The sequence below is a fragment of the Pseudomonas sp. SDO5591_S426 genome, assembly GCF_054070755.1.
This window is the reverse complement of record NZ_JBSVXD010000262.1, coordinates 1-6,313: the sequence shown is the minus strand read 5'-3', so window position 1 is coordinate 6,313 and position 6,313 is coordinate 1. Positions and strand designations below refer to the sequence as shown.

The 6,313-nt window shown below is 59.6% G+C and carries 4 protein-coding genes and 1 pseudogene; 2 read left to right on the top strand and 3 right to left on the bottom strand.

The genetic code is table 11. From position 1 onward, the window contains the following. Positions 1-158 precede the first annotated feature (158 nt). Positions 159-1,805, bottom strand: a complete 1,647-nt coding sequence (gene mqo / locus ACW9JC_RS27960; protein WP_457459078.1) for a malate dehydrogenase (quinone) — start codon at positions 1,803-1,805, stop codon at positions 159-161. A gap of 367 nt (positions 1,806-2,172) precedes the next feature. On the opposite strand from mqo, the gene ilvD reads away from it, so the two are divergent. Beyond that, on the top strand, positions 2,173-3,855 hold the full coding sequence (gene ilvD, locus ACW9JC_RS27955) for a dihydroxy-acid dehydratase (RefSeq protein WP_457459076.1): 1,683 nt from the start codon (positions 2,173-2,175) through the stop codon (positions 3,853-3,855). Between the two features lie 90 nt (positions 3,856-3,945). Here the strand turns inward: ilvD and ACW9JC_RS27950 are convergent, their stop codons facing one another. Further along, positions 3,946-4,671 carry a methyl-accepting chemotaxis protein gene (locus tag ACW9JC_RS27950; RefSeq protein WP_457459080.1) on the bottom strand — a complete coding sequence of 242 codons (726 nt, stop codon included), beginning with the start codon at positions 4,669-4,671 and terminating at the stop codon, positions 3,946-3,948. A 132-nt stretch (positions 4,672-4,803) separates the two neighbouring features. Continuing rightward, positions 4,804-5,559 (bottom strand): annotated as a pseudogene (locus ACW9JC_RS27945) (MCP four helix bundle domain-containing protein); the annotation flags it as partial. 220 nt (positions 5,560-5,779) lie between these two features. Here ACW9JC_RS27945 and ACW9JC_RS27940 point away from each other — a divergent pair. Then, positions 5,780-6,211 (top strand): nuclear transport factor 2 family protein, encoded by a 432-nt coding sequence (locus tag ACW9JC_RS27940; RefSeq protein WP_457459074.1) that lies wholly within the window; start codon positions 5,780-5,782, stop codon positions 6,209-6,211. Positions 6,212-6,313: the final 102 nt, after the last annotated feature.

Genomic DNA, 6,313 nt, shown 5'->3' with positions numbered 1-6,313 from the left:
TCTTTTAAAGCACAGATCAAAAGATCGCAGCCTCGTTTCACTCGACAGCTCCTACAGGAAGGTCAACAAAAAGCCCGCTGACCGATACCAGTCAGCGGGCTTTCTTTTCTGCGGATCAGCTAATCCAAGCGCCTCACCTCAACGGTGAAGCAACCGGATCACAACGCCATATCACTCGCAGCATTCTCTTTCGGTGCCTTAGGCGCTTCAGCCGGCGCAGTCACCGGAGCAGCTACCTGCCCGATCACCGGTGGCGGAGTCAGTTCCAGCACCTTGGCGGTGTAGGCCCACTCCTGCGCAACCTTTTCAGGATTGCCGTTCAGCTGAGTGCCGTAGCTCGGCACGATCTGGTGCAGCTTCTCTTGCCACGCCGGGGTCGCGACCTTGTCCTTGAAGACTTTCTGCAGCACGGTCAGCATGATCGGTGCGGCAGTCGATGCGCCTGGGGAAGCGCCCAGCAGGCCGGCGATGGTGCCGTCTTGCGAAGCGACGATTTCGGTGCCCAGTTTCAGCACGCCACCAGCGGCTTCATCACGCTTGATGATCTGCACGCGCTGGCCCGCTTGCCACAGGCGCCAGTCTTCGGCTTTGGCGTTCGGGAAGTATTCCTTCAGGGCGTTGAGGCGGTCTTCGTCAGACAGCATCAGTTGACCGGCAAGGTACTCGACCAGCGGGTATTCCTTGATGCCGACCTTGGTCATCGGCCACACGTTGTGCGTGGTCGTGGTGGTCAGCAGGTCCAGGTACGAACCTTCCTTGAGGAACTTGGTGCTGAAGGTCGCAAATGGGCCAAACAGGATCACGCGCTTGCCGTCCAGCACGCGGGTGTCCAGGTGTGGAACCGACATCGGCGGTGCACCGACGGAGGCTTTGCCGTAGGCCTTGGCCAGGTGTTGCTCGGCGATGGTCGGGTTCTCGGTCACGAGGAACGAGCCGCCTACCGGGAAGCCTGCGTATTCCTTGGCTTCAGGAATGCCGGACTTCTGCAGCAAGTGCAATGCACCGCCGCCGGCGCCGATGAACACGAACTTGGCGTCGGTTTCGGACTTGGTGCCGTCTTTCAGGTTTTTGTAGCTGACGCGCCAGGTGCCGTCGTCGTTCTTGGTGATGTCCTGCACTTCGCTGGACAGCTTCAAGTCGAATTTCGGTGTGGTTTGCAGATGGGCAACGAACTGGCGGGTGATTTCGCCGAAGTTCACGTCGGTGCCGATCGGGCTCCAGGTGGCCGCGACTTTCTGGTTCGGGTCACGCCCTTCCATCATCAGCGGGACCCACTTCTTGATCACAGCCGGGTCTTCGGAGTACTGCATGCCGGCGAACAGTGGGCTCGCTTGCAGGGCTTCGTAGCGCTTTTTCAGGAACTTGATGTTGTCGTCGCCCCACACAAAGCTCATGTGCGGCGTGGAGTTGATGAACGAACGCGGGTTCTTCAGCACGCCTTGCTGAACCTGCCAGGCCCAGAACTGACGGGAGATCTGGAAGGCTTCGTTGATTTCAACCGCTTTCGGGATCGAAACGTTGCCTTTGTCGTCTTCCGGCGTGTAGTTCAGCTCGGCCAGGGCGGAGTGACCGGTACCGGCGTTGTTCCAGCCGTTGGAGCTTTCCAGGGCGACGCCGTCGAGGCGCTCGATCATTTCCATCGAAGTGCCGGGTTCCAGCTCATTGAGCCACACACCCAGGGTCGCGCTCATGATGCCGCCACCAATCAGCAGTACATCGACTTTTTTGGCCTCTTCGGCCTGGGCCGTCGTCATCCCCAACGACAACGCCAACCCCAGCAGGGCCGTGTTCACTTTTTTAAACATCTGTAGCACCTATGATAAAACGCCATCCGCCCTTCCATTCTTACGCACGCAGCCCCGTGTTTCACGGTAGATCACGGGCTCTGGCACCTTCGAATCGCAGGCTGGGCACACAAGGCCGATTGAATGCATCGACCCTCGTTATATGTCCCTACTGAACTGACTTCTTATCTTTTTTGGCTTCAGCTACTTGAGCGACAGTGATTCTGTTCGCCCGTCTCAAGGACAGGAAAACTGAATAGGTCAAACCAAGTTGGCGTAAAGAATATCACGTCACGACAAACCCGCGCGTCTGTTCCCGACTGGTTAGTCCGGATACACGCTGCCGGGCCTCTATACTGATGCTGTTTGCCTCAATGGGTGCATCGTCATGAGCGATAACGACTATCTGCGCAAGTACTCCTCCCAAGTGATCGACGGCGTCGAAGCCGCGCCCGCCCGGGCCATGTTGCGAGCGGTGGGTTTTACCGACGAAGACTTCCTGAAACCGCAGATCGGCATCGCGTCGACCTGGGCCATGGTCACGCCCTGCAACATGCACATCGACAAGCTCGCGATCGAAGCCGAGAAAGGCGCAAATGCTGCCGGCGCCAAAGGCGTGATCTTCAACACCATCACCATTTCCGACGGCATCGCCAACGGCACCGAAGGCATGAAATATTCGCTGGTGTCCCGCGAGGTAATCGCCGATTCCATCGAGGTGGTGACCGGTTGCGAAGGCTTCGACGGGCTGGTGACTGTGGGCGGTTGTGACAAGAACATGCCGGGGTGCCTGATCGGCATGGCGCGGCTGAATCGGCCGTCGATCTTCGTCTATGGCGGCACCATCCGCCCCGGCGCCGGCCACACCGACATCATTTCCGTGTTCGAAGCCGTGGGCCAGCATGCGCGCGGTGACATCAGCGAAATCCAGGTCAAGCAGATCGAGGAAGTGGCGATCCCCGGTCCCGGTTCCTGCGGCGGCATGTACACCGCCAACACCATGGCTTCGGCCATCGAAGCGTTGGGCATGAGCCTGCCGGGTTCCAGCTCCCAGGACGCCGTCGGCAGCGACAAGGCCTCGGACAGTTTCCGCGCCGGCCAGCAGGTCATGGAGCTGCTCAAGCTCGACCTGAAACCACGCGACATCATGACCCGCAAGGCCTTCGAAAACGCGATTCGCGTGGTGATCGCCCTCGCCGGCTCGACCAATGCCGTGCTGCACCTGTTGGCCATGGCCCACGCGGTGGATGTCGAGCTGACCCTGGATGACTTCGTCGAACTGGGCAAGATTTCCCCGGTGGTCGCCGACCTGCGGCCCAGCGGCAAATACATGATGAGCGAGCTGGTGGCCATCGGCGGCATTCAGCCGTTGATGAAGCGCATGCTGGCGGCCGGCATGTTGCATGGCGACGCCATGACCGTCACCGGCAAGACACTGGCCGAAAACCTGGAAAACGTGCCTGACTACCCCGATGGCCAGGACGTGATCCTGCCCTTCGACCGGCCGATCAAAAAGGATTCACACCTCGTCATCCTGCGCGGCAACCTCTCGCCCACCGGCGCGGTGGCCAAGATTACCGGCAAGGAAGGCTTGCGCTTTGAAGGCACGGCGCGGGTTTATCACGGTGAAGAAGGTGCGCTGGCAGGCATTCTCAACGGCGAAGTGCAACCCGGCGAAGTGATCGTGATTCGCTACGAAGGGCCCAAGGGTGGGCCGGGCATGCGCGAAATGCTTTCGCCGACTTCGGCGGTGATGGGCAAGGGCTTGGGCAAGGATGTGGCGCTGATCACCGACGGGCGTTTTTCCGGTGGCTCACACGGTTTCGTGGTGGGCCATATCACGCCGGAAGCCTTTGATGGCGGGCCGATTGCGCTGATCGAGAACGGCGACAAAATCACCATCGATGCGGAAACCCGGCAGATCACGGTGGATGTGTCCGATGCTGAATTGGCCGAGCGCAAGACCCGCTGGGTGCGGCCGGAATCGAAGTACAAGCGTGGGGTGTTGGCCAAGTATGCGAAGACGGTTTCCAGTGCTTCGGAGGGGGCGGTGACGGATAAGTATCTTTAAAGTCAAAAGTTCGCAGCCTTCGGCAGCTCCTACAGGGAAACGCATTCCAATGTAGGAACTGCCGAAGGCTGCGATCTTTTCAGCCACACCTCAAAGCCTGAACCGATCCACCGACTGCGACAACTGCCCCGCCAGACTCGACAACTCATCCGTGGTCGAAGCCGTCTGCCCGATCACCTTGCTGTTGCCCTCGGACATGCCGGCAATCATCTCCACTTGATGGGCGATTTCGTTGCTGGCCAGGCTTTGCTCGCCGATGGTGCGGCTGATGTCGTTGACCAGTTGCGTGGTGTTGAGCGTGGCCTCGAGGATTTCGCGGATGGCGCGTTCGACATCGGCGGTCACGGCCATGCCTTTATCGACCTGAGCCACGCCCTCCTCCATGCTGATCACCGCTTCACGAGTGCTTTGCTGGATGCGTGCGACCATGGTGGCGATTTCCTGGGTCGAGGCGCTGGTGCGTCCGGCCAGGCTGCGGACTTCATCGGCGACCACGGCAAACCCACGGCCCTGCTCACCGGCGCGGGCCGCTTCGATGGCGGCGTTGAGCGCCAGCAGGTTGGTCTGATCGGCAATGCCCTTGATCACCTGGATGATGCTGAAAATCCCTTCGGATTCCTTGTCCAGCGTACGGATCACCTGTGCCGACTGCTGCGCCGAACGGGCGATGCCGTCCATGTCGTTGACCACTTGATGGATCACCCGTCCGCCATCCTTGGCCAGTGCCTCGGCCTGATTGGCCATGTCCAGTGCACGCTCGGCGTGTCGGGTGATTTCCTCGATGCTCGCGGTCATTTCGCTGGCGGCGGCGGCCATGGTGCTGGCGGCGGCGCTTTGTTGCTGGCTGCTGCCCGCGACCTCGTGACAGCCGTTGCTCAGTTGCGCGCTCATGCCGCTGACGCCATGGGCGTTGCTGCGCACCACTTCGATCATGCCGCGCAGATCCCGCTGCATGGTGGCCAGGCTGCGGATCAGCTGGCTGGCTTCGTCGTTGCGCTGCGTCTCGACAATCGGCTCGCTCAGGTTGCCATGGGCGATGCTGTCGGCGATACGGCTGGCGGTCTGCAATGGGCCCATGATGCTGACGATTGCCGAACGACCCAACGCGAGCAGCAACAGCAGACTGGCGATGAGCACACCGCCGACGGTGAAGTTGGCGTTGCTGATGGCCTGCGCCGTGCCCTGGCTGGTCTGTTGCGTGTGGCTCTCGATCAACTCGCTGAGGGCCGCCATCCGGTCTTCCAGTTGGCTGAACGCGCTATTGAAGGCGCCCAGTTCCTTTTGCGCCGCATCGGGATTTTCCAGGGCCAGGCTGACGATGCGCTCGGCGGCACTGATGTAAGTGTCGAGGCTTGGCTTGATCTGGTTCAGCGCGGTTTTCAGGGAGTCATCGACCGGCAGCTTGAGATTCTCCCCGAGCATCTCGCGAAAATGCGCGGTGTGCTCCTCCAGGGAACTGCGCACCTCGGCCTTGCTACTGGTGCTTTTGTCCAAGCCCACCAGCATCGCCGACAGCACGTCGGCGCGCAGGGCGTCGTGCATCATGTCCGCTTCAAGATGATTGCGCAGCGCGCTCATGCCGACGTCATTGTCCTGCACCGCTTGCCCCATCTGGCCATTACCCAGGTAACTGACCAGCCCCATGATCAAGGCAGTGAGCACGCCTGTGCCGATCAACAACAGTAAACGCAGTTTTATGGACACTCTGTGGTTCCTCTCTTCGTACGTTCGTCGGTCGACTAAAGTCTGATTGCTGAAAAGGTTATCGACTGATCCGCGTACTTATTGAAAGCCTGTGCCCATGTATTGCGATTTTTACGACCTGCGGTAGCTGCCGCCCGCCATCAATCCACTGCCCTGCGTCTTCCATTACAGGAGAAATCTGCTAGGTTGTACGACAACCTACAACAACAAGGAAACACCCATGAAAAAAGTCAAAGTGCTGATTGGTTTTCTCTGCCTGTTCAGCGGCTACGTCGCCGCCGCCACTTCTTCGCCTGACAAAGATGTTGCGCAAGCCGTTGATCATCTGACCGACGCCATGCTGCACAAGAACATCACGCAGCTTCAGACCTTGACCGCCGAGAGCCTGACCTACGGGCATTCCAGCGGCAAGATCCAGAACAAGAAGGAATTCATCGCCGATATCGAAACCGGCAAAAGCGCGTTCAAGACCCTTGAGATGCAGAACCAGACCATCACCGTTTCCGGCGACGTCGCGCTGGTCCGCCATCACTTCTCGGCTCAGGCGCTGAAGGGTACGGAAGTGGTTCCCACCGAGATCGAGAACTTCCAGATCTGGCAGAAGCAGGATGGGAAATGGTTACTGGTAGGACGACAGGCGTTCAAGTTCTGACCTGACACAAAATTTGTAGCAGCTGGCGAAGCCTGCGTTCGGCTGCGTAGCAGTCGTAAATTCAGGCACTGCGGTCTATCTGGTAAACCGCATACACAGGTT